Raw genomic sequence first — 23473 nt, forward strand, 5'->3', positions numbered from 1 at the left:
TTCTTGCCGTAACAGGTTTTGAGGCGGATCAGAACCGCGCCGGGCGGATGAACTTGCCGTAGACCCATCCTTCCTGCCAGTTTCCGTTGCGTTGCGGATCATGCCAGATCTGGCACCAGGTGGCGCGGACAGCCCGTTGTTGGGCGATCGCTGACCAGCGGGCGATGCGTTTGAGGTCGATACCGTTCATGCAGCGGCCGGTCATCTGCAGCTTCGTGCCATTGGGATAGCCGGCGCGCACGGCCGAGGATGAGGATGGCCAGGCCCGTGCATTGAGCACATCGTTCCAATCGACACCGGCAACTTCCCAGGCGACGAATGTGCTCGCGGTCGCCGGCGATCCCGCCGCGACAAAGCCGGTCACAACGACGGCCGATAGCAGTCTTTTCAGCATGCCCATCTCGAAAGCCCCTTGGCTGGAGCCGCCGATCACCGACGGCATCAAAGAAGATGCGACGGCAAGGCTGAATTGCAAGTGAATGGGCGGGCAGAACCTCGGGCGACGATTGCCCGCAGTGCGTGAGCGCCCGTCCCGGTCAGCCGGGACGGCGCATGCTCAAGCCGGCAGGCGGCAAACGGAGCCAACGAGGCGGGCGACGAACGGGCGGACGAACAGCACGCAGACGAAGGCGACCGGCATGGCCAGCGCATAGGCACCGATCACGCGTGCGGGGTAGCCAGCGTCGATACCCGTGTTGGCGCCCACGATAACGCAGGACATCAGGAACGCCATGATCGCCGACATGAAGAAGGCAAAGGCGATAGGGGCGGCGCGCGGCGGCAGCTTGCGGCTGCGGGCGATCCGGGGAGCAGACAGCGTGTCTTCCATGGGCAAGTCTCCATTTTGGGCGAGGGGTCATCCCCTCGCTTCAAGATGGCAATATACGGATCGTGCCCGAGCGAAGTAGACCATTGCAGCCTTGCTCAGAAATAGGCAAAACCATCGAATTGAAACAGCTATTCGATGGATGAAATTATGGATACTTTGCGCGGGGTCGAGAGTTTCGTCAGGAGTGTCGAAGAGGGCAGCATCGCTGCGGCCGCCCGAAAGCTCGGGATTACCCCGGCGTCCGCCAGCCAGAACATTGCGCGGCTGGAGCGCACGCTCGGAAGTCGGCTGCTCAGCCGTACCACGCGCCAGCTTGGCCTCACCGAGAGCGGCCGGATCTATTACGAGCGGGTTCGTGGCGTCGTACACGAGCTGGAACTCGCGGCCGCGGCCGTCTCGGCGCTCAGCGCTGAACCGCGCGGTCCCCTCAAGATCGCCTCGTCCGTCGCCTTCGGCCGCCATGTCGTGGCGCCGCTCGTGCCGTCCTTCGCGGCCAGATACCCCGATGTCTCGATCGAGCTTGTCGTCACCGATCGCGAGATCGACCATATCGGCGAAGGCGTCGACATCAGCGTGCGCTTCGGCCTGCAGCTGGAACAGGGGCTGATTGCACGCAAGCTGGCGTCCGTGCCGATGGTCATCTGCGCCGCACCGAGCTATCTGGAGCGACGCGGCCGGCCCGAGCGGCCGGAAGACCTCGTCCATCACGATTGCCTCGTCTATCGCTATGCGGGGCACGGCCGCATCTTTCGCTGGGCCTTCACCCGCGACGGCCTTCGCTTCGAGCCGGACCTGAAGGCGACGATCGTCAGCAACGACATCGACACGCTTGCCGAAATGGCGATCAAGGGGGCCGGCATCACTCGCCTTGGAGCCTTCATCGCCGCGGACCTGATCGCACGCGGCTTGCTGGTGCCGCTATTTGGCGGCGCACCGCGCGAAGGTGTTGCCAACACCGACCACGAGCCCTTCGACTTCTACGCCTGCTTTGCCGACCGCCAGGCGGAAACGCCGAAGGTTAGGGCCTTCATCGAACACGCCGTGCAGACATTGAAGGGCCGGTGGTAGCCGTCTCTATCGTGCGGTAGCCTCTGTCAGGCGGGCACTGCCTGCGGGGCATCTTGGCGATCGGCTTCGTCCGCGAGCTTTGCCTCGCGGCGAAGCTTGAGCTTGTAGCCGACCTCGACGATCGCATGGATCGCGGGCACGAATTCCTCGCCGAGGTCGCTGAGCCTGTATTCGACCGAAGGCGGCGATGTCGGCACGATCCGCCGTTCGATCGCGCCTTTCTCCTCCATCTCCTTCAGGCGCGTGCTCAGCACTTTCGCCGATATGCCGGGGATATCGATCTTGAGCTCGCTGAAGCGACGGGGACCGCCGCTCAAGTACCAGATGATGTTGGGCGCCCAGGCACCGCCGAGCATCACCATGCACTCGCCGACCGGGCAGGTCGGCGGCAAGGCGGCAGCCCTGTTCTTTCGAATTTTCAAGCTCATGGGCAAAATTCTCCAGTTACCGCGGGGAAACCGGAAACGTCGGTAACATAAAGTTATCTCGTATACAAAAGTTATCGCGTGAGGTTAGGTTCCGTCCGCCTTCCACAGAGACCACCATTGCAAAAGGAACATTGCCATGAAGCTATATTACGCCCCGGGCGCCTGCTCGCTCTCGCCCCACATCAGCCTGCGCGAAGCCGGCGTCGCCTTCGAGATCGTCAAGGTCGATACCGCCACGCATCTCACTGAGGGCGGCGACGATTTCAAGGCGATCAACCCCAAGGGCTATGTGCCGGCGCTTGTGCTCGAAACAGGCGACGTCGTCACCGAGGGCGCGGCCGTCGTGCAGTATATCGCCGACCGTTTTCCCGAAGCCGGGTTGGCGCCCGCCAACGGCACCCTGGCGCGCACCCGCCTGCAGGAACAACTGAACTTCATCGCGTCCGAACTGCACAAGGCGTTTTCGCCGCTGTTCAGCAAGACGGCAAGTTCTGAGGCGAAAGAGGCCGCGACGGCTCAACTCGCCAAGCGCTTCGGCAACCTCGAAGACCAGTTTGCCGACGGACGTCCCTATCTGCTCGGCGATACCTTCACCGTCGCCGACGCCAATCTTTTCACCGTCATCAACTGGAGCAACCACACTGGCGTTTCGCTTGCCCCCTTCCCGCGCCTCGACGCCTATCTGCAACGGATCGGCGAACGGCCGGCCGTGCGCGCCGCAATGCAGGCGGAAGGCTTGGTCGCGGCATGAGCGCCTCAGTGAACAATCCGCAGTTTGCCGCGGTGGTCGCAGTGCTCGAGCGCTATTTCGATGGGCTCTACCGCAGCGATACCACCATCCTCCGGCAGGTTTTCCATCCGAAGGCGCTCTATGCCACGGCCACGCAGCGATACCACCATCCTCCGGCAGGTTTTCCATCCGAAGGCGCTCTATGCCACGGCCACGGATGGCTCCCTGCTGGAACTCGACATGGACAGGTACTTTCCTGTTGTCGACAAACGCCCCTCGCCCGAAAGTCGCGGCGAGGCGCGCGCAGACCGGATTCTTTCGATCGAATTTGCAGGGCCGATGACGGCACTGGCGAAAGTTCAATGCGCTATCGGCGAAAAGGCCTTCACCGATTTTCTGTCTCTTGTCTTCGTCGAGGGCCGCTGGCAGATCATCGCCAAGGTCTTCCATTACGACATCAAACCCGCGCAGTAAGGAGAAGTCTGTGCCCTACGTAAACATCAAGATTACCCGCGAGGGTGCAACCGCCGAACAGAAGGCTGCCCTGATCAAGGGCGTTACCGATCTGCTTCAGACCGTGCTCAACAAGGACCCCGCCACGACTTTCGTCGTCATCGATGAAGTGGCGCTCGAAGACTGGGGTGTCGGTGGATTGCCCGTGGACGAATATCGCCGGAAGGCCGGTGAGAAATCCTAACGGCACCTTGCCCGTTGCCTCCCGGAGGAACGGGCAACTTGGCCGCCCGAATGCGAACCACCCGTCGGGCGGCTCCCTTTGCGCTTGATCCCCATCATCAGGCTCTCTATCTCATTGTCTCCCGCCGCATCGATCCCGGAGACGCCTCTTGTCCGTATTCAAAAACCTTCCCGAAGCCCCCGTCGCCGCACGGAAGCCGGTGAGCGACACGCGCCACGGCATCACCCGCACCGACGACTATGCCTGGCTGCGCGCGGACAATTGGCAGGCGATGTTTCGCGATCCATCGATCCTCGCTCCGGAAATCCGCCAGCATCTGGAAGCCGAAAACGCTTACATGAATGCCGCCATGGACGACACGAAGGCACTGCAGAAATCGCTGTTTGCGGAGATGCGCGGCCGGATCAAGGAAGACGACAGCTCGATCCCGGTCAAGGACGGCCCGTTTGCCTACGGTCATGCCTATGTCACCGGCGGCGAGCAGCCACGCTATTTCCGCATTCCCCGCGACGGCGACCACAAGGACGAGGCGATCCGGCAATTGCTTCTCGATGGTGACAAGGAAGCGGAAGGCAAGGCCTATTTCCGCCTCGCCGGCCTCGATCATTCGACCGACCACAGCCTCGGCATCTGGGGCTATGATGACAAGGGCTCGGAGTACTTCACGCTCAGGGTCCGCGATCTTTCCACGGGCGAGGACATGGCCGATGTCATCGAGAACACCGGCGGCGGCGGCGCCTGGGCACCTGACGGAAAGAGCTTCTTCTACACCGTGCTCGACGACAACCATCGCCCGTCGAAGATCTTTCACCACGTGCTCGGCACCGCCCAGGCGGACGACCGGCTGGTGTACGAGGAAGAAGATCCGGGTTTCTTCATGTCGGTCGGCGGCTCGCTGCTCGACGACTTCATCTATATCGACATCCACGATCACGAGACGAGCGAATACCGGCTGCTGTCGACCACGGACCTCCTGGCGGAACCGAAGCTCGTTGCCGAGCGCGTCACCGGGCTTGAGTATTCGATGACCGAAGGCGGCGACGTCTTCTATATCCTGACCAATGCCGACGGCGCCAAGGACTTCAAGATCATGGAAGCGCCGGTAAATGCGCCGGGCAAGGAAAACTGGCGCGAGGTCGTGCCGCACAAGCCGGGCACGCTGATCCTCAGCCACATGGCCTATGCTCGCCACCTGGTCTGGCTGCAGCGCAGCGAAGGTCTGCCGGAAATCGTCATCCGCGACCGCAAGACTGGCGAAGAACATGCGATCGCCTTTGCCGAGGAGGCCTACTCGCTCGGCCTTTCGGGTGCGGCCGAATACGACACCGACGTCATCCGCTTCTCCTATTCGTCGATGACGACGCCGTCGCAGCTCTTCGACTACGACATGGCGACGCGCGAACGCACGCTTCTGAAGACCCAGGAAGTCCCCTCCGGCCACAATCCGGATGACTACGTCACCCGGCGCGTCTTTGCTCCCTCCTGGGACGGCACCGACGTGCCTGTGACGCTGCTCTATCGCAAGGACACGCCGCTCGACGGTTCGGCGCCCTGCCTGCTTTACGGCTACGGCGCCTATGGCATCACCATCCCGGCCGGCTTCAACACCAATTGCCTGTCGCTTGCCGACCGCGGCTTCGTCTATGCCATCGCCCATATCCGCGGCGGCAAGGACCGCGGCTTTGCCTGGTACGAAGACGGCAAGATGGCCAAGAAGACCAATACCTTCAAGGATTTCATCGCTGCCGCTGACTATCTGAATCAACAGAAGTTCACGTCCTATGCGAACATCGTCGCAGAAGGCGGCTCAGCCGGCGGCATGCTGATGGGCGCGATCGCCAACATGGCGCCGGAGAAATTTGCCGGCATCATCGCCGCCGTGCCCTTTGTCGACGTGCTCAACACCATGCTCGACGACACGCTGCCGCTCACCCCGCCGGAATGGCCGGAATGGGGCAATCCGATCGAGAGCCGCGAATTCTACGACATCATCGCCGGCTACTCGCCCTACGACAATGTCGGCGCCAAGCCTTATCCGGCGATCCTGGCGCTCGGCGGGCTCACCGATCCGCGCGTTACCTATTGGGAACCGGCGAAATGGGTGGCGCGCCTTCGCGAAAAGACCACGGGCAACGAACCGATCCTGATGAAGACCAACATGGATGCCGGTCATGGCGGCGCGTCCGGCCGCTTCCAGCGGTTGGAAGAGATCGCCTTCGAATATGCCTTCGCGATCAAGGTCGCCGGCAAGATGTAAGCAACGCGGGATGCGGGATAAGTCCGCATCCCCCCACCACTCAAGCCGAGAGCTTCGCCATGCCCGTCCACGTCGCCCTCTTGCGTGCCGTCAATGTCGGCGGCACCGGATCGCTCGCCATGGCCGATCTCAGGACGATCTGCGAGGGGCTCGGCTTTGCCGACGTCAGGACCTACATCCAGAGCGGCAATGTGCTGTTCCGCTCGGATTTGTCTGCCGCGGCCGTCGCGAAGCTGCTGGACGAAGCCCTTCGCGAAAAGCTCGGGAAGGCGCCGGGCGTGATGGTCCGCAGCGGCACTGAGCTGCAACGAATAGCCGATCGCGCGCCCTTCCCCAACGCCAAGCCCAATCTCCTGCTCGTCGTCTTCCTGCCCGAACTGGCGCCCGCCGATGCGCTCGACAAGCTTGTCGCCCCTGACGGTGAAGAAGTGCAGATGGCCGGCAGCGAAATCTATATCCACTACCCGAACGGATCCGGCCCTTCGAAATTCAAACTCCCGGCGGCCAAACCCGGCACTGCCCGCAATCTCAACACGGTGCGCAAGCTCGCCACCTTGGCGCTGGACATGGAAAGCTGAGCTTCAGGCGACTGCGGGTTGGAACAGTAGGCGGACGAAGGAGCGAAGGACGAGGAGCTGTTGCGGCAAGCTTTCGGGCTGTTTCAGCGCCTTGGACAGGATGATGCCGCCTTCAAGCACGGTTGAGACCATGTCGGCCAGCTGTTCGACATCAAGCGGCTCACGCGGTCGATAAACATGCATGATCTCCGTAAACATCGTGCCGAAACGCCGACGCCACATCAGTGCCGCCTGCCGGTTGATCTCCTGGATATCGCGATCGAAGGCACGCTCCTGGGTGCACATCACCGCAACCAGACAGCCGGGATGACCGTTGGGCAGGTCGCCTAGAACTTCCGAGAGCAATTTCAGGCCGAGCAGGAAGGCTTGTAGCGGGTCATCGGCCAGTTGCCGGGCGCGGCCGAAGATTTCGTCGTAGATCCGTTCGTCGTTCTCGATGTAGCGCTCAAGCAGAGCGCGCGCGAGTTCGTTCTTGTCCCGGAAATGATAGAAGAATCCGCTCTTGGTAATACCGGTCTCGGCGATCAGTTCATCGATCGAGGTCGCGCCAAATCCCTTCGCCAGCACCGCGATTTCCGCCGCGTCGAGGATCCTCGCGCGCGTTTCCTCACCCTTTCGCATTAGCCGCTTCCCTACCATTGGTGCGGTTTCCAGAGGCGACATGACAATCAAGCTGCAGCGCCGTGACGAAAACCAAACAGTAAGTCACTGATTTTACGGCAGTAATTTAGTATATTAGCAATAGTATACCGCAAGTCGCCTAGTTTAGAAGATCATCATAAGGCAGAAATTTACTTGGCTCTCCGGGAAGGAGGCATCCCCGAGCCCATCAGCAAGACTGAACCTGTTGGAGACCAATATGGCCAAATACAGACGCAGCCTGCCGCTCTTGAAGGGTGGACTCTTCCTCAGCGACGGCGGCATGGAAACAACGCTGATCTTTCACGAGGGCGTGGCGCTCCCGCATTTCGCCGCCTTCGTGTTGCTTTCGACGGCGGACGGGCGCAAGCGCCTTCTCAGCTACTACGAACGCTATCTCGATATCGCCCGGCAACATGGCACCGGCTTCGTGCTCGATACGCCCACATGGCGCGCCAGCGCCGACTGGGGCGTCAAGCTCGGCTACGATGCCAAGGCGCTCGCAGACGTGAACCAGAACGCCATCTACCTGCTCACCGAGCTGCGCGCCAAATACCAGCGTCCACGCGCGCCGATCGTGCTGAGCGGCGCCATCGGCCCACGCGGCGACGGCTATCGACTGGGGCGCATGGCCGCAGACGAGGCCGAGGATTATCACTCGCCGCAGATCTCGGCCTTTGCGGCCAGCGATGCCGATCTGGTGAGCGCCTACACGCTGACCAGCATCGACGAGGCGACCGGGATTGCCCGGGCCGCACAAAGCCATGGCATGCCCTGCGCCATCTCTTTCACCGTCGAGACCAACGGCCGGCTTCCCGACGGCCGTACCCTTCAAGCCGCGATCGACGCCGTCGATACGGCAACCGGAGGCTATCCGCACTACTACATGATCAACTGCGCCCATCCGAGCCACTTCGATACGGTGCTTGACGCCGACAGTCGCTGGACGCACCGGATCGCCGGGATCAGGGCCAACGCCTCGATGATGAGCCATGCCGAGCTCGACGACAGCGAAACGCTCGATGACGGCGACCCCGCCGACTTCGGGCAGCGCTATCGAGCACTGACGACGCATTTGCCACGATTGCGCATCCTTGGCGGCTGCTGCGGCACCGACCATCGTCACATCGCGGCAATCTGCGAGGCCTGCCTTCCACCGACGGCGCTGAGCGCCTGAGGCGCGGGGTCTCGCCCTCCCGGCCCTCTCGCAAGCAATTGCGGGAGGGCGCAGCCTGTCTCAACGACCCTCGCGAATGCCGTCATGCTCGTGTAGACTTGGGCGGAAAGGACGGCCGCCGGACCATCAAGGCAAAGGCCGTTGACCGCTTCGTCATGAACTATGTCCCCCCGTCGCCGACCGGAAATGTCGACGCCTTCGGTTTCGACAACAGCTATGCACGGCTTCCGCAGCAGTTCTTTGCCCGCGTTGACCCGACCCCGGTTGCCGAGCCCTGGCTGATAAAGCTCAACAGGCCCTTGGCCGACGAACTCGGACTGGACGTGGCCGCACTTGAGCGCGAGGGCGCCGAGATTTTCTCCGGCAACCGTGTTCCTTCAGGCGCCGACCCGCTGGCCATGGCCTATGCCGGCCACCAGTTCGGGACCTTCGTGCCGCAGCTCGGCGACGGCCGGGCGATCCTGCTCGGCGAAGTCATCGATCGGAACGGAAAGCGCCGCGACATCCAACTGAAGGGCCCGGGCCAGACCCCATTCTCCCGGCGCGGCGACGGGCGCGCCGCACTCGGGCCTGTCTTGCGCGAATACATCGTCAGCGAGGCGATGTTTGCGCTCGGCATCCCGACGACGCGCGCGCTTGCCGCCGTCGTCACCGGCCAGCCGGTCTATCGCGAGCAGATCCTGCCTGGCGCCATCGTAACCCGCGTTGCGGCCAGCCACATGCGCGTCGGCACTTTCCAGTTCTTCGCCGCGCGTGGCGACATGGCCTCGGTCAAGGTGCTTGCCGATTATGCGATCGATCGGCACTACCCTGATATCAAGGACGATGCGCGGCCCTATCTTGCCTTCTACAAGGCGGTGGTGGCGCGCCAAGCCGAGCTGATTGCCCGCTGGCTCCATGTCGGCTTCATCCATGGAGTGATGAACACCGACAACATGACGATATCAGGCGAGACGATCGACTTCGGCCCCTGCGCCTTCATGGATAGCTACGATCCGAGAAAGGTCTTTTCCTCGATCGACCAGGGCGGCCGCTACGCCTATGCCAGCCAACCCGCCATCGGGCAGTGGAACCTGGCGCGCCTGGCGGAGACGCTGGTGCCGCTCTTCGATGACGACGCCGGCACCGCCGTCGATTTGGCGAATGATGCACTTGGCGAATATGGCGCGATCTTCCAGCGCCACTGGCTCGATGGAATGCGGCGAAAGATCGGGCTGGCGACAAGCGAAGACGGCGACCTCGATCTGGTGCAGGCGCTTTTGACGGCCATGCACAAGGGCGAGGCCGACTTCACCCTCACCTTCCGCCGGCTCTGCGACAGTGCACGCGATCCTTCGGCCGATGCCACGCTCAACACGTCGTTTTCCATGCCCGAGGCCATCGAGCCCTGGCTTCACGACTGGCGCCAGCGCCTCGCCCGCGAGGGGATCGCCTCCGAGGAGCGTGCGACGGCGATGAAGGCGGTCAATCCCGCTTACATCCCGCGTAATCATCGGATCGAGCAGGCGATCGTGGCTGCGACCGAAGACGCCGACTTCTCGCTTTTCGAAGCGCTGGTCGACGTCACCGCCAGGCCCTTCGACGACCAACCGGGATTTGCCGCCTATCAGGCCCCGCCGGAACCGCAAGAGGAAGTCCAGCGGACCTTCTGCGGTACGTAGCCACGCACGTCGGCGCCTCGCCTTGCATCTGCTTGGACACGTCTTTCCAAGCAGATTCACGAGGCTGCGCTATCTCCATGTTTTTGCACATCTACACGTGCGGCGGGTTTGGGTCATGCCGTGATCGTCGGCAGTTGCCGGAAACACTGTTGTGCGCCTGTCCCGGCCACCCCAGCATCTTGAGCGCAACTGCATTGCGGCCTCCTAAAATTTCCGCGTTGCGGAATATGGCTATTGAAAGGCAGGGCGTGCGCGTTAGGTCCTAGTGGGACGGGGTTATACGCCTCGCCTGACCTGGTTGCCGCGACACGGCTTGCGACCGCCACTGAGAAGCTCACCTGCCACACGCGGCCCGTGCCAAGGGTCGCCGCAATGAAAAAACGGTGCCGCGCACCGTTCTTGCGGGAGTTTTCCATAATGCTCATCCTGACGGCCATCGTCTTCGCCCTCATCGGACTTGCGCTTGGTGGCGGCGGGGCCAAGCTCGTGATGCTTGGCGGAAGCCCCTACTATCTGATCGTCGGTATCGGCTTCCTGCTGACGGCCGTACTTTTGTACCTGCGCAGATCGGTGGCGATCTGGCTCTATGTGCTGATCATAATCGGCTCCCTCGGCTGGGCGGTCTCCGAGGTCGGGTTCGACTGGTGGCAGCTTGGCCCGCGCGGCGGCGTCATCGTGCTTCTGGGGCTCTGGCTGCTTTTGCCCGCCGTGCGCCGGCCGCTCGGCTTCGAGAGCCCGACGGGCGAACGTTATGCGGCGAGCGCCTGGCCGCTGGCCTTTGCGGTGCTCGTATCCGTCGGCGTCGCCGGATACGCGATCATGCAGGACCCGCATGACATCCGCGGCGACCTGCCAACTGATGCCGTGGCCACCAATCCGCCTCTCGGCGGATCCGTGCCTCCAGGCGAATGGCATCAATATGGGCGCACGCCCTTTGGCCAGCGCTATTCGCCGCTTGATCAGATCACCCCCGACAATGTCGCCAATCTCAGGCTTGCCTGGCAATATCAGACCGGCGACGTCAAGCGACCTGACGACGTCGGCGAAACGACGTACCAGGTAACGCCCATCAAGATCAAAGACACGCTTTACGCCTGCACGCCGCACAACTGGGCGATCGCGCTCGATGCGGCGACCGGTGAAGAAAAATGGAAGTACGATTCCAATTCGGGCATGAACCCGGACCGCCAGCACCAGACCTGCCGGGGCGTGACCTACTGGGCGGATCCGGCTGCAGCTGCTGGCAGCCTCTGCGCCGAGCGGGTCTACCTGCCGACGTCGGACGCGCGACTGATCGCGCTAGATGCGGCCACAGGTTCCGTCTGCACCAGCTTTGCCGACAACGGCGTGCTGCATCTCCAAACGGGGATGAAATACAATCCGGCCGGATATTATTATGCAACGTCGCCGCCGGTTGCAGTCGCCGGCAAGCTGATCATCGGTGGCGCTGTCAACGACAACTACTCCACAGAGGAGCAATCCGGCGTCATCCGTGCCTTCGACATCAACAGCGGCGCGCTTTTGTGGAACTGGGATAGCGGCAATCCGGATGTGACAACGCCGCTGCCCGAGGGCCAGACCTACACGACCAACTCGCCGAACAGCTGGTCGGTGATGAGCTATGACGAGGACCTCGGCCTCGTCTACATCCCCATGGGCAACCAGGTGCCGGACCAGCTCGGCATGGGCCGCAGCGAGCATGTGGAGAAATACTCGTCCTCGATCGTCGCGCTCGACATCAATTCCGGCGCGGTGCGCTGGGTTCGGCAGACTGTGCACCACGACCTGTGGGACATGGATGTGCCGGCGCAACCGGCGCTGCTCGACATCACCAAGGAAGACGGCACCGTCGTGCCGGCGCTCGTCGGGCCGACGAAACAGGGTGATATCTACGTGCTGGATCGACGCAGCGGGGAACCACTCATCCCGGTAGAGGAAGTGAAGGCGCCGGGCGGGGCGATCCCCGAGGATTTCTCAGCGCCGACACAGCCGGTCTCCGGCCTCACCTTCATGCCTGCCCCTTTGCAGGAAAAGAACATGTGGGGCATCACCCTTTTTGACCAGCTTGCCTGCCGCATCGCATTCCGCTCGCTGAAATACGAAGGACGTTACACGCCGCCGTCGATCGAAGGCACGCTCGTCTATCCCGGCAATTTCGGCACGTTCAACTGGGGCTCGGTCGCAGTCGATCCGGAGCGGCAGGTGATGTTCGGCATGCCGACCTATCTCGCCTTCACGTCGCGCCTCGTGCCCCGCGATCAGGTTCCACCGAAGGGCCAGGACGAGAAAGGCTCCGAACAGGGTCTCAACCGCAACGACGGCGCGCCCTATGGCGTCTTCATGGGGCCGTTCCTGGGGCCGCTCGGCATCCCCTGCCAGGCGCCGCCATGGGGCTATGTCGCGGGGGCGGATCTTAGAACCGGCAAGATCGCCTACAAACACAAGAACGGCACGGTCGAGGACATGACGCCGCTGCCGCTGCCGTTCAAGGTGGGCGTACCGGGTATTGGCGGACCGATGATCACGAAGGGTGGCGTCGCCTTCCTGGGAGCTGCGGTCGACGACTATCTGCGTGCCTATGATCTGACGACCGGACGCCAGCTCTGGGAAGCGCGGCTTCCCGCGGGCGGCCAGTCGACGCCAATGACCTATACGGCCGGCGACAAGCAGTACGTGCTGATTGTCGCCGGTGGACACGGCTCTGTCGGGACGAAGCCCGGTGACTACATCATCGCCTACACCCTGCCCTGAAGCGCGAGGCATCCCTAAATCTCGCTAGAAGGTTGCAGCGGCAAGCTTCACGCAAGCCCGCAACCGCAGCTTCCCCCGGACGACAGATTCCGGGGGATTCCCATGAAGATCGACAACAGCATTTCGAACTATTACTTCTCGCAACGCCGCGCCCAGGCTGGTTCTGTCGCGCCGATCGAGGAAGCGGCGGGTGACGTGCGCCCGCGCACCGCACCGACAATTGCACCGCCTTCGACATCGAACGCGCTTTCCAACGCGCTGTGGGCGACGGCCACCCGCGAGGAAGCAGCAACGCCCTCGATCACGGATCAGGAAGGGGCTGCGCCATCGGGCAACTCGGTGAGCGACGAGTTCCTGAAACGTGCCAAGATGAGTCTTGCCGAACAGATCCGCGCCCAGATCCTGGAATCGCTCGGTCTCAGCGAGGAAGACCTGAAGTCGATGGATCCCGAGCAGCGCAAGGCGGTCGAGGAAGAAATCCGCAAGGCGATCGAGCGCGCCATGGGGGTCGAAAACCAGCGCGATACCGCCGCCACCGAGATCGCCGACGGCGGCAGCGACGCTGCCTGATATCCTTACGCTTATGCGCAAAGCGCCTCTGCAATAGCAGAAGCGCTTTTCCCGTTTGGACCATCTTTGGACCACCGGCAGATGCGTGAGATCACAGCAGCCGGACGGCTGGCGTCAGACCATTTCCGCCGCCATGCTCCCGACCTCTGCGAATATCGGGTTGAGGTCTTTCACCGGTGCCGTCGCTTCGGCGATATAGACGGTGATCAACAGCGGCCCTCTGCCTTCGGGCCACGCAATCGCGATATCGGAAGCCTCACCCGTCGCGTTCGTTCCGGTCTTGTCGCCGATCTTCCATCCCGTCGGCAGGCCAGCGCGGATGCGCAGGTCACCGGTCGTGTTGGCGACCATCCAGTCGGTCAGCTGCTTGCGGGAACTCTCTGTCAAAGTCGTGCCAAGCGTCAGACTGCCCAGCGTCTCCAGCATGGCGGCCGGCGTGGTCGTGTCACGCGGGTCGCCCTTCTTCGCCTCGTTCAGCTCAGGCTCGATACGGTCGAGCCTGGTGTTTTCGTCGCCGATGGAGCGCAGCCAGTCCGTCAAGGCTGCCGGGCCGCCGAAGCTTTGAAGCATCAGGTTGGCGGCGGTGTTGTCGCTGGTGGTTATCGTTGCCGCGCAGAGCTCAGCGATCGTCATGCCTTCGCCACCGACATGCTTTTCCGTTACCGGCGAGTACGTGACCAGATCTTTCTCCTGAAACACGACCCTGCGATCGAGCGTCTCCAGGCCCTGGTCGACGCGCGCGAGGATGAAACCGGCCGCCAGCGTCTTGAAACTCGAGCACATGGCAAACCGCTCGTTTTCGCGCCTGCCGAAGGAGATGTTGGTCTGCGTGTCGAGCACCGAGACGCCGAGGCGACCTCCGGTGCGCTTTTCCAGATCCGCAAGCCGCTTGTCGATGTCGTCGTCTCCGGCGTTGGCGGCCAAGGCATTCGCAGGCACAGCAGCCCCGGCAAGCATGAGCGCCGGATAGAGCAACGCGGATTTGACGAGAAGATTTCGACGGTTGATGTGCAACGGCACGCCATTCTCCATGCGATCGGCGCAGTGACGCAACCGACCTGAGTTACTGATTCGCAATATGAAGCGCCGCACCGAAGCGGCGCTCGGGGGCTAGGCGGCGATTATGGCGACGTTGTGCCCACGCGTTGCGGACAGAGGCTGTCCTGGACAGAAGCGCACCGTCCCTCCGACCATTGACACTTTTCGCCACGCATCTATCTAATGCTCCAGAAGCTATAGGTTTGAGGCAAAACATGTATTCGATCGGCGACCTCTCGCGACGCACCGGCGTGAAAATTCCGACGATCCGCTACTACGAGCAAATGGGACTGATTGCGGCGCCCGAGCGTTCCGAAGGCAACCAGCGGCGCTACGAAAAAAGTGAGCTCGATCGGCTCGCTTTCATCCGCCACGCGCGCGACCTCGGTCTCTCGATCGAATCGATCCGCGACCTGCTTGCCCTTAGTCAGCATCCGGAGCGCCCCTGTGGTGAGGCCGACCGGATCGCGAGCGAACACCTGGCAACGGTACGCGAGAAGATAGCCAGGCTGAAGAAGCTGGAACAGGAGCTTGAGCGGATCGTTGCCTGCGACGGCAATCACACCGTGGGCGACTGCTATGTGATCCGGGCGCTCGCCGACCACTCGATGTGCGACAGCGAGCACTGAGATTTGCGATTGCGCGAAAAATCCCCGTTGACAAAATCGCGAAAACGAACAATCTAGCGCCCATGATCAAGAACGCACCCATTTGCCGCGCGTATTTTTGGCTGTTCCGATAGGAGCGGCCTGCTGATCATATTCAACAAGGCCGCCATCAGGCGGCTTTTGTTTTTCCGGCTCCTGATGGCGACAAAACCCTGGGAGCCCAGACATGCTGCAGACCGCCATCCCCACCCTTCCTTCGATGCCTTCGACGCGACCGCCGATGGTCACCATCCGCTCAGCCAAACCGCGCGACCTGCCGGAACTGCGCGACATGATCGCCGAGCTTTCCGCCCACCACGGTGACGCGGCACCGATCACGCCCGAACAGCTCGAACGCGACCTCTTCGGCCGCACGCCCTGGATCACGGCACTCGTTGCCGAGGCCGGCAACCGGCTGATCGGCTACGCGATCCTGGTGCCGGTCTACCGGGCTGCCGAAGGCGCGCGTGGCATGGAGATGCATCACCTCTTCGTTCGCCCCGAGAGCCGGGGCACGGGCATCGGCCGTCACCTCGTCGCCAAGGCACGCGAACAGGCGAAGATGGCCGGTTGCGATTACCTCTCTGTCAGCGCTGCCACAGGCAACTTCCAGGCCCATCATTTCTACGAGTCCGAACGCTTCGTCCCTCGCCCGGTGACCGGCATGCGCTATATGCAGAAACTTGGCTGAGGAATTGTCGATGCGGCTAGCGATCGTGCTTTATCCGGACTTCGCCGATTGGGAATGCGCGCTGTTGATGGCGGCGGCGCGCACCCACCTCGGCGTCGAGATCGACGTCGCCACGGCAGACGCTGCACCGGTGACGTCGATGGGCGGCCTCGATGTCTCGGCGCATCTGTCGATCGATGCGCTCGATCCTGCTGGTTTCGACGGGATGGTAATTGCGGGCGGCGCGATCTGGGAGACCTCCGAGGCTCCCGATCTCACCGCCACGATCCGCACTTTCGACCGCGACAAGCGGCTCATTGCGGCCATTTGCGGCGGCGTCAACGCGCTTGCGGCAAGCGGCCTTCTAGATCGCGTCGACCACACGGGCAACAGCGCCGAAAGCCTTGCCGCCCTTACCGGCTACCGCGGGCATAAGCACTACCGCGACCAGCCGCGGGCGCTGCGCAGCGGCCATGTCGTCACGGCCGCCGGCACCGCACCGATCAGTTTTGCCGGCGAGATCCTGCATGGTCTCGGGCTTGGCTCACCGGAACTCGACGGCTTTCTCGCGCTCTACGGACGAGAGCACGACGCCACCGCTGGCGCCGGATCGGACGCCTAGTCCCGGTCGGATACCTGGGACGACCCGACCTCAGAGCCAGTTTGCGATCTGTTCAAGCGGCTTCTTCACCTTGCCGGCCACCGGCACCGTCGCATCCGGCGCGGGATAGCCAACCACCAGGATCAGGAACGGCTTTTCGCTCTCCGGCCGACCACAGATTTCGTTGAGAAAATTCATCGGCGCCGGCGTATGGGTGAGCGTCGCAAGCCCCGCATGATGCAGCGCCGTGATCAGGATGCCCGTGGCGATGCCGACGCTTTCGTTGACGTAGTAATTCTTCTTCAGATCGCCCGGATGAGGGCCGCCTCGCTTCTGCGAGAAGATGACGATCAGATAGGGCGCCGTCTCAAGGAACGGCTTGTCCTCGTCGGTTCCGAGCGGGGCCAGCGCGTCGAGCCATTCCTGCGGTGCCTTCTCCTGGTAAAAGACACGTTCCTCATCTTCCGCGGCGCGCCGCACCTCGGCCTTGATCGCGGCGCTCTCGATCACCGTGAAATGCCAGGGCTGATGGTTTGCGCCGCTCGGCGCCGTGCCGGCCGCCTTCAGGCAGGTCTCGATAATTTCGCGCGGCACCGCACGGTCGCTGAAGTAGCGCGTCGTACGACGGCGGTTGACCTCCTCATAGAAGGCTGCTGCGCGCGCTGCCATCTCGTCAGGGCTCCGCTCGATCCACTGATCATAGGGCGCGGTTTCGTGTGGACGCATTCACTCTCCTCCTCGTTGTGGAAACGAGTTGAGCCCGGCTTGCCACCAAGATCAAGTGTCAGAGTGCCGGAACCGCTTTCAGATAGGCGGCGATCGCCTCGCGGTCGGCGGGCGTCAGCTTCGCCATGTTCTTCTGCACCTCGACCATGGAACCGCCGACGGAATCAAAATCCGGGGTAAAGCCGGTTTCCAGATAGGAAGCGATATCCGAGGCGCTCCAGCCGCCAATGCTCTTGGAGCCGGGCGTGATGTCGGGGATGCGGCCCTCGCCTTCCGGGTTCGGCGCACCGGCAAGCCATTGATCCGGCTCGAAGCCGCCGATCGCGTTTCTCGGCGTATGACATTCGCCGCAATGGCCCGGCCCCTCGACGAGATACTGGCCGCGCGCAAGCTTCGGATCGTTGACGTCCACGGAAACGCGTGGCTTTTCGGTCAGGAACAGAAGTTTCCAGCCACCGAGCGCCATGCGGATATTGTACGGGAACGGCAGCTCATGCGGCGGCGCGACCTCGGCGCTCTTGGGCAGTGTCTTCATATACCCCCAGAGATCGTTGACGTCCTTTGCCGTCAGACGGGCGTAGGAGCCGTAGGGGAAAGAGGGATAGAGATGCTCGCCGTTGCGCCCAACGCCGCGGGTCATCGCATTGCCGAACTCCGCCAGCGTCCAGCCGCCGATCCCGGCTGTTTCATCGGATGAGATGTTCGGCGCGTGGAACGTTCCGAACGGGCTCTTCAGCGGCGCTCCACCCGACAGAACGAGACGAGCGTCGCCCTCAGCGCCCTTCTTGGCATGGCAACTGACGCAGCCGCCCGCCCAGAAAACCTGTTCGCCATTGGCCAGATCCGGCTCGCCGAGCCCTTCCCAATGGGAAGCGTTCCAGGGTGCCGGCTTCGTCAGCCACCAGAAGGCTGCGCCACCGACGACGCCCAGCACCAAAAGACCCGAAATCAGCTTTCTCGTCCGACGTCCCATTGTTTCCCCTGCAGCGTCCTGGCCTTCAATGCCAATGGGGGCACGCGGCTGACGTCGCGTGCCCCCTCAGTCCATCAGGAAGCGGTGTCGCCGCCCGTCAATTTTTCTTCAGCCGGTAGCTCTCATGACAGCTGCCGCAATCCTTGCCGATGCCACCGAGCGCGGCCCCGACGGCAGCCTGGTCGGCCGGAAGCTGCGCAAGAACGGTCGCGGCGTCGGTGCCGAGCTTGGCAGCCTTGGCCTTGAAGTCATCCATGTTTTCCCAAATCTTCGGGCTCGCTTCGGTTTCGTGACCCGTCTCCGAGCCAGCCGGGAAATGATCGGGGAACGTCTTCATCGTTTCGCTGATCGTCGTCAGCGATGCTTTGACGACTTCGGCATCGTAGGGCTTTTCACCCTTGGCGATGCCGGCGAGCGCGCCGGTCGCGGCTCCCACCTTCTTCATTGCCTGCTGGCGAACCACCTGCGGCTCGTCGGCAGCAGTCACGGCAGTAACACCCAGGCCCGCAAGAGCGGCAGCCAACATGAGTGCGCGTATTTTCATCAGGATCTCCCGGTCAATGAAATCTATTTGGCGAATCCGCCTGGCTGGCCTTCATGTCCAATGCGCCGGCATGATGTCATCTTGAGTATTCGACGGAAGTAACATTTTTTTGATGTGCTTGTTACGACAGAGAAATTCGCGCTGCAGGCCGACTCTCTCCAATACAAAGTATAAACGTGAATATTATAGTCATGTTTATACTTTGAGCAGGACCAGCTGACATCACTTCATTGCCCAGCCCTGCCAGACGGTGAAAGCTGCCACGAGAATGAGGACGGCGCCTGCGGCGCGCCCGATCCACACGGTCGTGCCCGGACTTCCGACCAGAAAATCGCGCCCCCTGCCGGCGGCAAGCGCCAGCCCGCCATAGACGGCGAGTTGCGTAATCGCGATCATGATCGCCATGACCAGTGCCTGCGACCAGATCGGCCCGAACTGGGGCTTCAGGAACTGCGGGTAGACCGCCAGCATGAAGAGATAGGCCTTGGGGTTCATCAGGCTTGTCAGGGCGCCCTGCCGGAAGCTTGCCCAGCGCGACAACTGCCCCGCGCCGTCGATGCCGCCGATGGTGATGGAGCTCTTGACGAGCGAAAAGCCGATCCAGGCGATGTAGGCGGCACCGGCGACAAGCAACACGTTGAAGAGGCCGGGCACCAGATGCAGGATGACGCTGACGCCGAGTGCGGCGTACAGCGTATGAAGCACGCCGCCCGCCATGATGCCGGCTGTGGCCGACAGGCCGGAGGCGCGACCGCCGGTCAGCGAATTGGCCAGAACAAAGACCATATCCATGCCCGGCACAATGATGATGCCAAACAAAAGGGTGAAGAAGAGCCAGAGATTTTCCGTGTAGGTCATGTCAGTTGTCCGTCGTCCGATTTTATGAAGCCCAGACGAATTGCTGTTTTTTCAATTCGTTGGCTGATGGTATAAATCCGGGCAACTGACAAGGGAGTGTCAGGAGCGTTGACGACGGGAGCAGTTTTCGATGCGCAAGGCGTCACGGCTTTTCGAGATCATCCAGATCCTCAGGCTTGCGCGAAAGCCGGTAACGGGCGCGCAGATGGCCGAGACGCTGGAGGTGACGGTCCGCTCGATCTATCGCGATATCGCAGCGCTTCAGGCGATGCGCGTGCCGATCGAAGGCGGCCGCGGCATCGGCTATATCCTCAGGCCCGGCTTCGACCTGCCACCGCTGATGTTTTCGATCGAAGAGACGGAGGCGATCGCCCTCGCCTTGGCATTGCTCGCGCGAACCGGCGACGAAGAGCTGAAGGCCGCAGCCGTCAGGGTCAACAACAAGATTACCGCTGCCGTGCCCGAGCCGCTGAGGCTCGCCTTCCGCTCGCAGGCACTGCACGCCTGGGGCACGGTCGCCCCCTCGCCCGCGGGCATCGATCTCGCTTTGGTGCGCAGGACGATCCGCGACGAGCAGAAACTTGAACTTAGCTATCGCGACGAACTCGGCCGCGCGACGGAAAGGATGATCCGACCGATCGCGCTGATCTACTATTCCGAGACCGCCAACATCGTCGGCTGGTGCGAATTGCGCCAGGCGATCCGCAACTTCCGCGCCGATCGCGTCGAGCATTGCGAGGCGGCGGAGGCGTATTTTCCGGGTGAAGGCAACCGTCTCAGGGAACTCTGGGTCAGCGGCTGGCGAACGCCGCCGACGGCTGCATGAGTTGAGCGACGATCGCCAAATGAAAAGACCCGGCGCAAGCGCCGGGTCCTGAAACGTGGCTGTCGAAGGACGACTTACTTGGAAGCCGCTTCGTACATTTCGAGCACGTAGTCCCAGTTGATCAGGCTGTCGACGAAGGCTTCGAGGTACTTCGGACGGGCGTTGCGGTAATCGATGTAATAGGAGTGCTCCCAGACATGGACGCCGAGGATCGGCGACGCGCCGTGAACGAGCGGGTTTTCGCCGTTCGGGGTCTTCGAGATTTCGAGCTTGCCGTTCTTGACCGAGAGCCAGGCCCAGCCCGAGCCGAACTGGCCGGTACCGGCGGCGATGAAGTCGGCGCGGAACTTGTCGTAGCCGCCGAGGTCGGACTTGATGGCCGCTTCGAGCTTGGCCGGCAGGCTGGTGCCGCCGCCGCCCTTCTTCATCCACTTCCAAAAGTGGATGTGGTTGTAGTGCTGGCCGGCATTGTTGAACAGCGGCTGGTTGGTACCATAGGACTTCTTGACGACTTCCTCGAGCGACAGGTCGGCAAGGCCGGCCTCTTCGGCAAGCTTGTTGCCGTTGGTCACGTAAGCGAGGTGATGCTTGTCGTGGTGGTACTCGAGCGTCTCGCGCGACATGTAGGGTGCAAGCGCATCATAGTCGTAGGGAAGGTTCGGCAATTCGAAAGCCATGTGGGCATCTCCTCTTGGCATGGAATTTCGTCGGGAAATCCGTGAGCGGGAACATAGGCACCGGCCCCCATGGAGGCAACCGATGCAATGCCAATTTTTCCCCAACCCACGGAATATACTTTCAACATCATTTTGAAAGCATGACGCTTTCGAGCACATTCGTGCCACGGTTTGCTTGCAGCTTCGCGACGGTCACAACTCTGCGCAAAGGACGACCTATGCCGAAACGCCTGATTCCTGCCCTCGCCCTTTCCGCTGTCGCCGCTCTCGCTGCGTCCAGTGCCGCGGCTTCTTCCGGCGACGCGTGGGAAACATTCCGGGCAGAGGTTTCGAAAAAGTGCCTCGCCGCCGCCAACTCCCTGCAAAAAGCCAGCGTCGTCGTCGACCCCTTCGGCTCGGAGAGCTTCGGGCTGGCACTGGTGATCGGTACGCCCAAGGGGTCCAAATCGGCCGTCACGCAGATCTGTGTTTTCGACAAGCAGAAAAAGACGGTCGAGCTTGGCGGCGAGCTGACGCCCGACGCGGTGAAGGTGGGCGTGCCTGCGAAGAAGAAGTAGCCGGGCGCGCGCCGCAATCCAGCGCAAGACGCTCGATTTGCCGCACGCTGCTACAAAGGGTTGCGAATCGTCGATCATGCAATTACCGGATCATCGCCAACCGGAGATTGCCATGAAGCCCATTCGCACCGCCACGCTCGTTCTTTCCCTCGCTGTCCTTGCTTCCTGCGCACCGTCGCAGGATGACTATGCGCGCCTGCAGACAGCGGCCCAAGGCAGCCCGGCGCTCCAGAAGGCGATGTACCAGGAGTGCGTCAACAAGAGGTGGTCGAAGTCGGATCTGCAGGGTGGCGCGCTGCTGCTCAGTGTTCCTCCGAGCAAGGTTCCGACCCTTACCTGCAAGCGGCTCGTCAACGCCCTCGCGTCCGGCCGGCTCAAGTATGCCGACGTCCGGCAAAACATGAACAATGGCGGTCCGACGGTAAACCTCATCAAAATCCTGCAGGGACGATAAGCCGCCGCCGCGCCTCAATGGACGCCGTCTGGAGAGCGGGAAACCGCCCGGCAGAGCATGGCGTCGTCCAGCCCGGCAGGGACAAAGCGCGCCCCCCGCGACGCCGGGGACAGCTATGCGGACAGTTGCTTACTTGAGCTTCGACCGACCAGTTGGTAGACCTTGCTGATGGTGAGCGATACTTCCGAGCGGATCCTGGACGCGGCCGAACGCCTGATGGTGTCGCGGGGCTACAATGCGTTCAGCTATGCCGATATCTCAGCCGAGCTCGGCGTCGGCAAGGCAACCATCCACCATCACTTTCCGACCAAGGCGGACCTTGCCGCTGCCGTGCTTGCCCGCTATCGCAGGAACAATCGTCGCAGCGTCGAGGGACTGTTTGCCGCCGTCAGCGATCCGGTCGCCCGGCTCGAAGCCTATGTCGGCTACTGGGAAGACTGTATCACCAAGGGCGATACGCCGTTTTGCATCGGCGCCCTTCTCGCCTCGGAGATACCCGCCCTGCCCGACATCGTCGTCGCCCAGGTGCGCGGTCATTTTGCCGACCTTTCCAGTTGGCTCGGGGCGGCAATTGAGGACGGCGTGGCGAAGGGCCGGCTGAAGGCCGCCAAGGGTTCCAGGACAGCCGCCGAGACCTTGATGGCGACGGTCCACGGCGCAATGCTTGCCGCACGCGTTGCCGGCTCCGATCCAACCGTGTTTTCGGCGATCGCGCGGCCGGCCCTGGACCAGCTTCAGGGAGCGGGCAAGGCCTGATCCGCAGGTGGCCGACGTCCGGTGGCAGGAAGCGATCGAACGGGCCGGCAAAGATGATGGGTGCCGAAAGGAACGGCGCTAGCGTGCTGTTCCCTCGGGAACGGCGGGCAACCGATGCCAGCATTAGAAATCATGGCAACAGAACGCGATGGCAGGTGAAATCATCGCGTTTTATTCGTACAGTCATCCCGACCAACTAGTCGGTCGAACGCAATCAGGAGCAAGATCATGGCAAATCCGCTTTCCACGCTCGGCATTATCCATACGGCGATCAGCCTGGTTCCCGTCGTTGCGGGCCTTTACGGCTTTGCCCGCTACGGCGCGATCGTTCCGACCACCCGCTCGGGGAAGCTCTACCTAGCGACGATCATCCTTGCGGTCCTGACCTCTGCCGGGCTTTCCAGCACCGGCGGCTTCAACGCGGGCCATGCACTCGGTATCGTCACCCTGGTGGTGATCGCAGGAAGCCTGGCTATCGATCGGCTTGAATTTTTCGGTCGCCTGAGACCTTACCTTACGACGCTCGGCCTCTCGTTCACCTACTTCCTGCTGATCGTGCCAGCGATCGCCGAAACGTTGAAGCGCCTGCCGGTCTCGCAACCGCTCGCCAGCGGGCCGGAAGCCCCGATCGTGCAAACGACGCTTCTGGTCTGGCTGGTGATTTTCCTGTCGGGCCTCACCGTGCAGGCCTACCTGATCCACAAGCGCGCCGTGGTCGCGGCGCGAGTTCCCCGCTCGCGCTAAGCGTCGGAGGGCATCCA

28 protein-coding genes and 1 pseudogene are annotated in these 23473 nt (G+C 62.5%); 19 read left to right on the forward strand and 10 right to left on the reverse strand.

Features of this window, described 5'->3' with window-relative positions; all coding sequences use genetic code 11:
- Window positions 1-28 precede the first annotated feature (28 nt).
- Window positions 29-394 (reverse strand): SH3 domain-containing protein, encoded by a 366-nt coding sequence (locus VGO04_RS12940; protein ID WP_327496353.1) that lies wholly within the window; start codon window positions 392-394, stop codon window positions 29-31.
- Window positions 395-556: 162 nt separating this feature from the next.
- The gene (locus VGO04_RS12945; protein ID WP_327496354.1) at window positions 557-829 is read right to left on the reverse strand and encodes a DUF2798 domain-containing protein; all 273 of its coding nucleotides are present in this window, start codon (window positions 827-829) and stop codon (window positions 557-559) included.
- A gap of 147 nt (window positions 830-976) precedes the next feature.
- On the opposite strand from VGO04_RS12945, the gene VGO04_RS12950 reads away from it, so the two are divergent.
- On the forward strand, window positions 977-1897 hold the full coding sequence (locus VGO04_RS12950) for a LysR family transcriptional regulator (RefSeq protein WP_327496355.1): 921 nt from the start codon (window positions 977-979) through the stop codon (window positions 1895-1897).
- Window positions 1898-1923: 26 nt separating this feature from the next.
- On the opposite strand, the gene VGO04_RS12955 is transcribed toward VGO04_RS12950, so the two are convergent.
- The gene (locus VGO04_RS12955; RefSeq protein WP_327496356.1) at window positions 1924-2325 is read right to left on the reverse strand and encodes a helix-turn-helix domain-containing protein; all 402 of its coding nucleotides are present in this window, start codon (window positions 2323-2325) and stop codon (window positions 1924-1926) included.
- A gap of 136 nt (window positions 2326-2461) precedes the next feature.
- Between VGO04_RS12955 and gstA the strand changes: the two genes are divergently transcribed.
- The 6 genes and pseudogenes from gstA to VGO04_RS12985 all read left to right on the forward strand — a co-directional run bounded on the left by gstA (window position 2462) and on the right by VGO04_RS12985 (window position 6587).
- On the forward strand, window positions 2462-3076 hold the full coding sequence (gene gstA / locus VGO04_RS12960) for a glutathione transferase GstA (RefSeq protein WP_327496357.1): 615 nt from the start codon (window positions 2462-2464) through the stop codon (window positions 3074-3076).
- Window positions 3073-3129: pseudogene (locus VGO04_RS12965) on the forward strand (hypothetical protein); the annotation flags it as partial. The gene gstA and the pseudogene VGO04_RS12965, both read left to right, overlap by 4 nt.
- 67 nt (window positions 3130-3196) lie before the next feature.
- The gene (locus VGO04_RS12970) at window positions 3197-3529 is read left to right on the forward strand and encodes a nuclear transport factor 2 family protein (protein WP_327496358.1); all 333 of its coding nucleotides are present in this window, start codon (window positions 3197-3199) and stop codon (window positions 3527-3529) included.
- A gap of 10 nt (window positions 3530-3539) precedes the next feature.
- A complete protein-coding gene (locus VGO04_RS12975; protein WP_058325556.1) occupies window positions 3540-3752 on the forward strand; it encodes a tautomerase family protein in 213 nt (70 codons plus the stop codon).
- Between the two features lie 148 nt (window positions 3753-3900).
- The gene (locus tag VGO04_RS12980) at window positions 3901-6009 is read left to right on the forward strand and encodes a S9 family peptidase (RefSeq protein WP_327496359.1); all 2109 of its coding nucleotides are present in this window, start codon (window positions 3901-3903) and stop codon (window positions 6007-6009) included.
- Between the two features lie 59 nt (window positions 6010-6068).
- Window positions 6069-6587 carry a DUF1697 domain-containing protein gene (locus VGO04_RS12985; protein WP_327496360.1) on the forward strand — a complete coding sequence of 173 codons (519 nt, stop codon included), beginning with the start codon at window positions 6069-6071 and terminating at the stop codon, window positions 6585-6587.
- Between the two features lie 3 nt (window positions 6588-6590).
- Here the strand turns inward: VGO04_RS12985 and VGO04_RS12990 are convergent, their stop codons facing one another.
- Window positions 6591-7208 carry a TetR/AcrR family transcriptional regulator gene (locus tag VGO04_RS12990; protein WP_327496361.1) on the reverse strand — a complete coding sequence of 206 codons (618 nt, stop codon included), beginning with the start codon at window positions 7206-7208 and terminating at the stop codon, window positions 6591-6593.
- 238 nt (window positions 7209-7446) lie between these two features.
- On the opposite strand from VGO04_RS12990, the gene VGO04_RS12995 reads away from it, so the two are divergent.
- From VGO04_RS12995 to VGO04_RS13010, 4 genes are all read left to right on the forward strand, one after another.
- On the forward strand, window positions 7447-8403 hold the full coding sequence (locus VGO04_RS12995) for a homocysteine S-methyltransferase family protein (RefSeq protein ID WP_327496362.1): 957 nt from the start codon (window positions 7447-7449) through the stop codon (window positions 8401-8403).
- A 155-nt stretch (window positions 8404-8558) separates the two neighbouring features.
- A complete protein-coding gene (locus tag VGO04_RS13000) occupies window positions 8559-10064 on the forward strand; it encodes a protein adenylyltransferase SelO (protein WP_327496363.1) in 1506 nt (501 codons plus the stop codon).
- Between the two features lie 417 nt (window positions 10065-10481).
- Window positions 10482-12815 (forward strand): glucose/quinate/shikimate family membrane-bound PQQ-dependent dehydrogenase, encoded by a 2334-nt coding sequence (locus tag VGO04_RS13005; RefSeq protein WP_414650538.1) that lies wholly within the window; start codon window positions 10482-10484, stop codon window positions 12813-12815.
- Window positions 12816-12917: 102 nt separating this feature from the next.
- Window positions 12918-13385, forward strand: a complete 468-nt coding sequence (locus VGO04_RS13010) for a hypothetical protein (protein WP_327496364.1) — start codon at window positions 12918-12920, stop codon at window positions 13383-13385.
- 114 nt (window positions 13386-13499) lie between these two features.
- On the opposite strand, the gene bla is transcribed toward VGO04_RS13010, so the two are convergent.
- Entirely contained in the window at window positions 13500-14405 is a 906-nt protein-coding gene (bla, locus tag VGO04_RS13015) for a class A beta-lactamase (RefSeq protein WP_327496365.1), read from the reverse strand.
- Window positions 14406-14638: 233 nt separating this feature from the next.
- Here bla and VGO04_RS13020 point away from each other — a divergent pair, with 233 nt between their 5' ends.
- From VGO04_RS13020 to VGO04_RS13030, 3 genes are all read left to right on the forward strand, one after another.
- Window positions 14639-15052, forward strand: coding sequence for a helix-turn-helix domain-containing protein (locus VGO04_RS13020; RefSeq protein ID WP_327496366.1), 414 nt, complete (start codon window positions 14639-14641; stop codon window positions 15050-15052).
- 205 nt (window positions 15053-15257) lie between these two features.
- The gene (locus VGO04_RS13025) at window positions 15258-15761 is read left to right on the forward strand and encodes a GNAT family N-acetyltransferase (RefSeq protein WP_327496367.1); all 504 of its coding nucleotides are present in this window, start codon (window positions 15258-15260) and stop codon (window positions 15759-15761) included.
- 10 nt (window positions 15762-15771) lie between these two features.
- Entirely contained in the window at window positions 15772-16362 is a 591-nt protein-coding gene (locus VGO04_RS13030; protein WP_327496368.1) for a DJ-1/PfpI family protein, read from the forward strand.
- 30 nt (window positions 16363-16392) lie between these two features.
- Here VGO04_RS13030 and VGO04_RS13035 read toward each other — a convergent pair whose 3' ends face one another.
- The 4 genes from VGO04_RS13035 to VGO04_RS13050 all read right to left on the reverse strand — a co-directional run bounded on the left by VGO04_RS13035 (window position 16393) and on the right by VGO04_RS13050 (window position 19442).
- Complete coding sequence (locus VGO04_RS13035; protein WP_327496369.1) at window positions 16393-17067, reverse strand: nitroreductase family protein; 675 nt, start codon at window positions 17065-17067, stop codon at window positions 16393-16395.
- A 58-nt stretch (window positions 17068-17125) separates the two neighbouring features.
- The gene (locus tag VGO04_RS13040; RefSeq protein WP_327496371.1) at window positions 17126-18040 is read right to left on the reverse strand and encodes a cytochrome c; all 915 of its coding nucleotides are present in this window, start codon (window positions 18038-18040) and stop codon (window positions 17126-17128) included.
- Between the two features lie 97 nt (window positions 18041-18137).
- Complete coding sequence (locus VGO04_RS13045; RefSeq protein ID WP_327496372.1) at window positions 18138-18584, reverse strand: c-type cytochrome; 447 nt, start codon at window positions 18582-18584, stop codon at window positions 18138-18140.
- Window positions 18585-18806: 222 nt separating this feature from the next.
- Window positions 18807-19442 (reverse strand): LysE family translocator, encoded by a 636-nt coding sequence (locus VGO04_RS13050; protein ID WP_327496373.1) that lies wholly within the window; start codon window positions 19440-19442, stop codon window positions 18807-18809.
- Window positions 19443-19572: 130 nt separating this feature from the next.
- Here VGO04_RS13050 and VGO04_RS13055 point away from each other — a divergent pair, with 130 nt between their 5' ends.
- Window positions 19573-20268 (forward strand): YafY family protein, encoded by a 696-nt coding sequence (locus VGO04_RS13055; protein ID WP_327496374.1) that lies wholly within the window; start codon window positions 19573-19575, stop codon window positions 20266-20268.
- 74 nt (window positions 20269-20342) lie between these two features.
- On the opposite strand, the gene VGO04_RS13060 is transcribed toward VGO04_RS13055, so the two are convergent.
- Entirely contained in the window at window positions 20343-20945 is a 603-nt protein-coding gene (locus VGO04_RS13060; protein WP_327496375.1) for a superoxide dismutase, read from the reverse strand.
- A gap of 218 nt (window positions 20946-21163) precedes the next feature.
- Here VGO04_RS13060 and VGO04_RS13065 point away from each other — a divergent pair, with 218 nt between their 5' ends.
- The 4 genes from VGO04_RS13065 to VGO04_RS13080 all read left to right on the forward strand — a co-directional run bounded on the left by VGO04_RS13065 (window position 21164) and on the right by VGO04_RS13080 (window position 23456).
- Window positions 21164-21502: a hypothetical protein gene (locus VGO04_RS13065; RefSeq protein ID WP_327496376.1), complete on the forward strand. Its 339-nt coding sequence runs from the start codon at window positions 21164-21166 to the stop codon at window positions 21500-21502.
- A gap of 112 nt (window positions 21503-21614) precedes the next feature.
- The gene (locus tag VGO04_RS13070; RefSeq protein ID WP_327496377.1) at window positions 21615-21956 is read left to right on the forward strand and encodes a hypothetical protein; all 342 of its coding nucleotides are present in this window, start codon (window positions 21615-21617) and stop codon (window positions 21954-21956) included.
- A 168-nt stretch (window positions 21957-22124) separates the two neighbouring features.
- Window positions 22125-22712 (forward strand): TetR/AcrR family transcriptional regulator, encoded by a 588-nt coding sequence (locus VGO04_RS13075; protein WP_327496378.1) that lies wholly within the window; start codon window positions 22125-22127, stop codon window positions 22710-22712.
- 228 nt (window positions 22713-22940) lie between these two features.
- On the forward strand, window positions 22941-23456 hold the full coding sequence (locus VGO04_RS13080; protein WP_327496379.1) for a hypothetical protein: 516 nt from the start codon (window positions 22941-22943) through the stop codon (window positions 23454-23456).
- The last annotated feature ends 17 nt before the right edge of the window (window positions 23457-23473 follow it).

The sequence above is a fragment of the Ensifer sp. genome, assembly GCF_035999185.1.
Lineage (GTDB): Bacteria > Pseudomonadota > Alphaproteobacteria > Rhizobiales > Rhizobiaceae > Ensifer.

Bases quoted from the DNA above. Each gene is read 5' to 3' on its own strand.
- VGO04_RS13075 (WP_327496378.1), top strand. From the start codon at position 22,125: ATGGTGAGCGATACTTCCGAGCGGATCCTGGACGCGGCCGAACGCCTG.
- VGO04_RS13020 (WP_327496366.1), top strand. From the start codon at position 14,639: ATGTATTCGATCGGCGACCTCTCGCGACGCACCGGCGTGAAAATTCCG.
- VGO04_RS13055 (WP_327496374.1), top strand. From the start codon at position 19,573: ATGCGCAAGGCGTCACGGCTTTTCGAGATCATCCAGATCCTCAGGCTT.
- VGO04_RS12950 (WP_327496355.1), top strand. From the start codon at position 977: ATGGATACTTTGCGCGGGGTCGAGAGTTTCGTCAGGAGTGTCGAAGAG.
- VGO04_RS13030 (WP_327496368.1), top strand. From the start codon at position 15,772: ATGCGGCTAGCGATCGTGCTTTATCCGGACTTCGCCGATTGGGAATGC.
- VGO04_RS13040 (WP_327496371.1), bottom strand. From the start codon at position 18,040: ATGGGACGTCGGACGAGAAAGCTGATTTCGGGTCTTTTGGTGCTGGGC.
- VGO04_RS13065 (WP_327496376.1), top strand. From the start codon at position 21,164: ATGCCGAAACGCCTGATTCCTGCCCTCGCCCTTTCCGCTGTCGCCGCT.
- VGO04_RS13010 (WP_327496364.1), top strand. From the start codon at position 12,918: ATGAAGATCGACAACAGCATTTCGAACTATTACTTCTCGCAACGCCGC.
- VGO04_RS12990 (WP_327496361.1), bottom strand. From the start codon at position 7,208: ATGCGAAAGGGTGAGGAAACGCGCGCGAGGATCCTCGACGCGGCGGAA.
- VGO04_RS12945 (WP_327496354.1), bottom strand. From the start codon at position 829: ATGGAAGACACGCTGTCTGCTCCCCGGATCGCCCGCAGCCGCAAGCTG.
- VGO04_RS12970 (WP_327496358.1), top strand. From the start codon at position 3,197: ATGCCACGGCCACGCAGCGATACCACCATCCTCCGGCAGGTTTTCCAT.
- VGO04_RS13050 (WP_327496373.1), bottom strand. From the start codon at position 19,442: ATGACCTACACGGAAAATCTCTGGCTCTTCTTCACCCTTTTGTTTGGC.
- VGO04_RS13005 (WP_414650538.1), top strand. From the start codon at position 10,482: ATGCTCATCCTGACGGCCATCGTCTTCGCCCTCATCGGACTTGCGCTT.
- VGO04_RS12985 (WP_327496360.1), top strand. From the start codon at position 6,069: ATGCCCGTCCACGTCGCCCTCTTGCGTGCCGTCAATGTCGGCGGCACC.
- VGO04_RS13070 (WP_327496377.1), top strand. From the start codon at position 21,615: ATGAAGCCCATTCGCACCGCCACGCTCGTTCTTTCCCTCGCTGTCCTT.
- VGO04_RS13000 (WP_327496363.1), top strand. From the start codon at position 8,559: ATGAACTATGTCCCCCCGTCGCCGACCGGAAATGTCGACGCCTTCGGT.
- VGO04_RS13025 (WP_327496367.1), top strand. From the start codon at position 15,258: ATGCTGCAGACCGCCATCCCCACCCTTCCTTCGATGCCTTCGACGCGA.
- VGO04_RS13080 (WP_327496379.1), top strand. From the start codon at position 22,941: ATGGCAAATCCGCTTTCCACGCTCGGCATTATCCATACGGCGATCAGC.
- VGO04_RS12955 (WP_327496356.1), bottom strand. From the start codon at position 2,325: ATGAGCTTGAAAATTCGAAAGAACAGGGCTGCCGCCTTGCCGCCGACC.
- VGO04_RS13035 (WP_327496369.1), bottom strand. From the start codon at position 17,067: ATGCGTCCACACGAAACCGCGCCCTATGATCAGTGGATCGAGCGGAGC.
- gstA (WP_327496357.1), top strand. From the start codon at position 2,462: ATGAAGCTATATTACGCCCCGGGCGCCTGCTCGCTCTCGCCCCACATC.
- VGO04_RS12940 (WP_327496353.1), bottom strand. From the start codon at position 394: ATGCTGAAAAGACTGCTATCGGCCGTCGTTGTGACCGGCTTTGTCGCG.
- VGO04_RS13045 (WP_327496372.1), bottom strand. From the start codon at position 18,584: ATGAAAATACGCGCACTCATGTTGGCTGCCGCTCTTGCGGGCCTGGGT.
- VGO04_RS13060 (WP_327496375.1), bottom strand. From the start codon at position 20,945: ATGGCTTTCGAATTGCCGAACCTTCCCTACGACTATGATGCGCTTGCA.
- VGO04_RS12995 (WP_327496362.1), top strand. From the start codon at position 7,447: ATGGCCAAATACAGACGCAGCCTGCCGCTCTTGAAGGGTGGACTCTTC.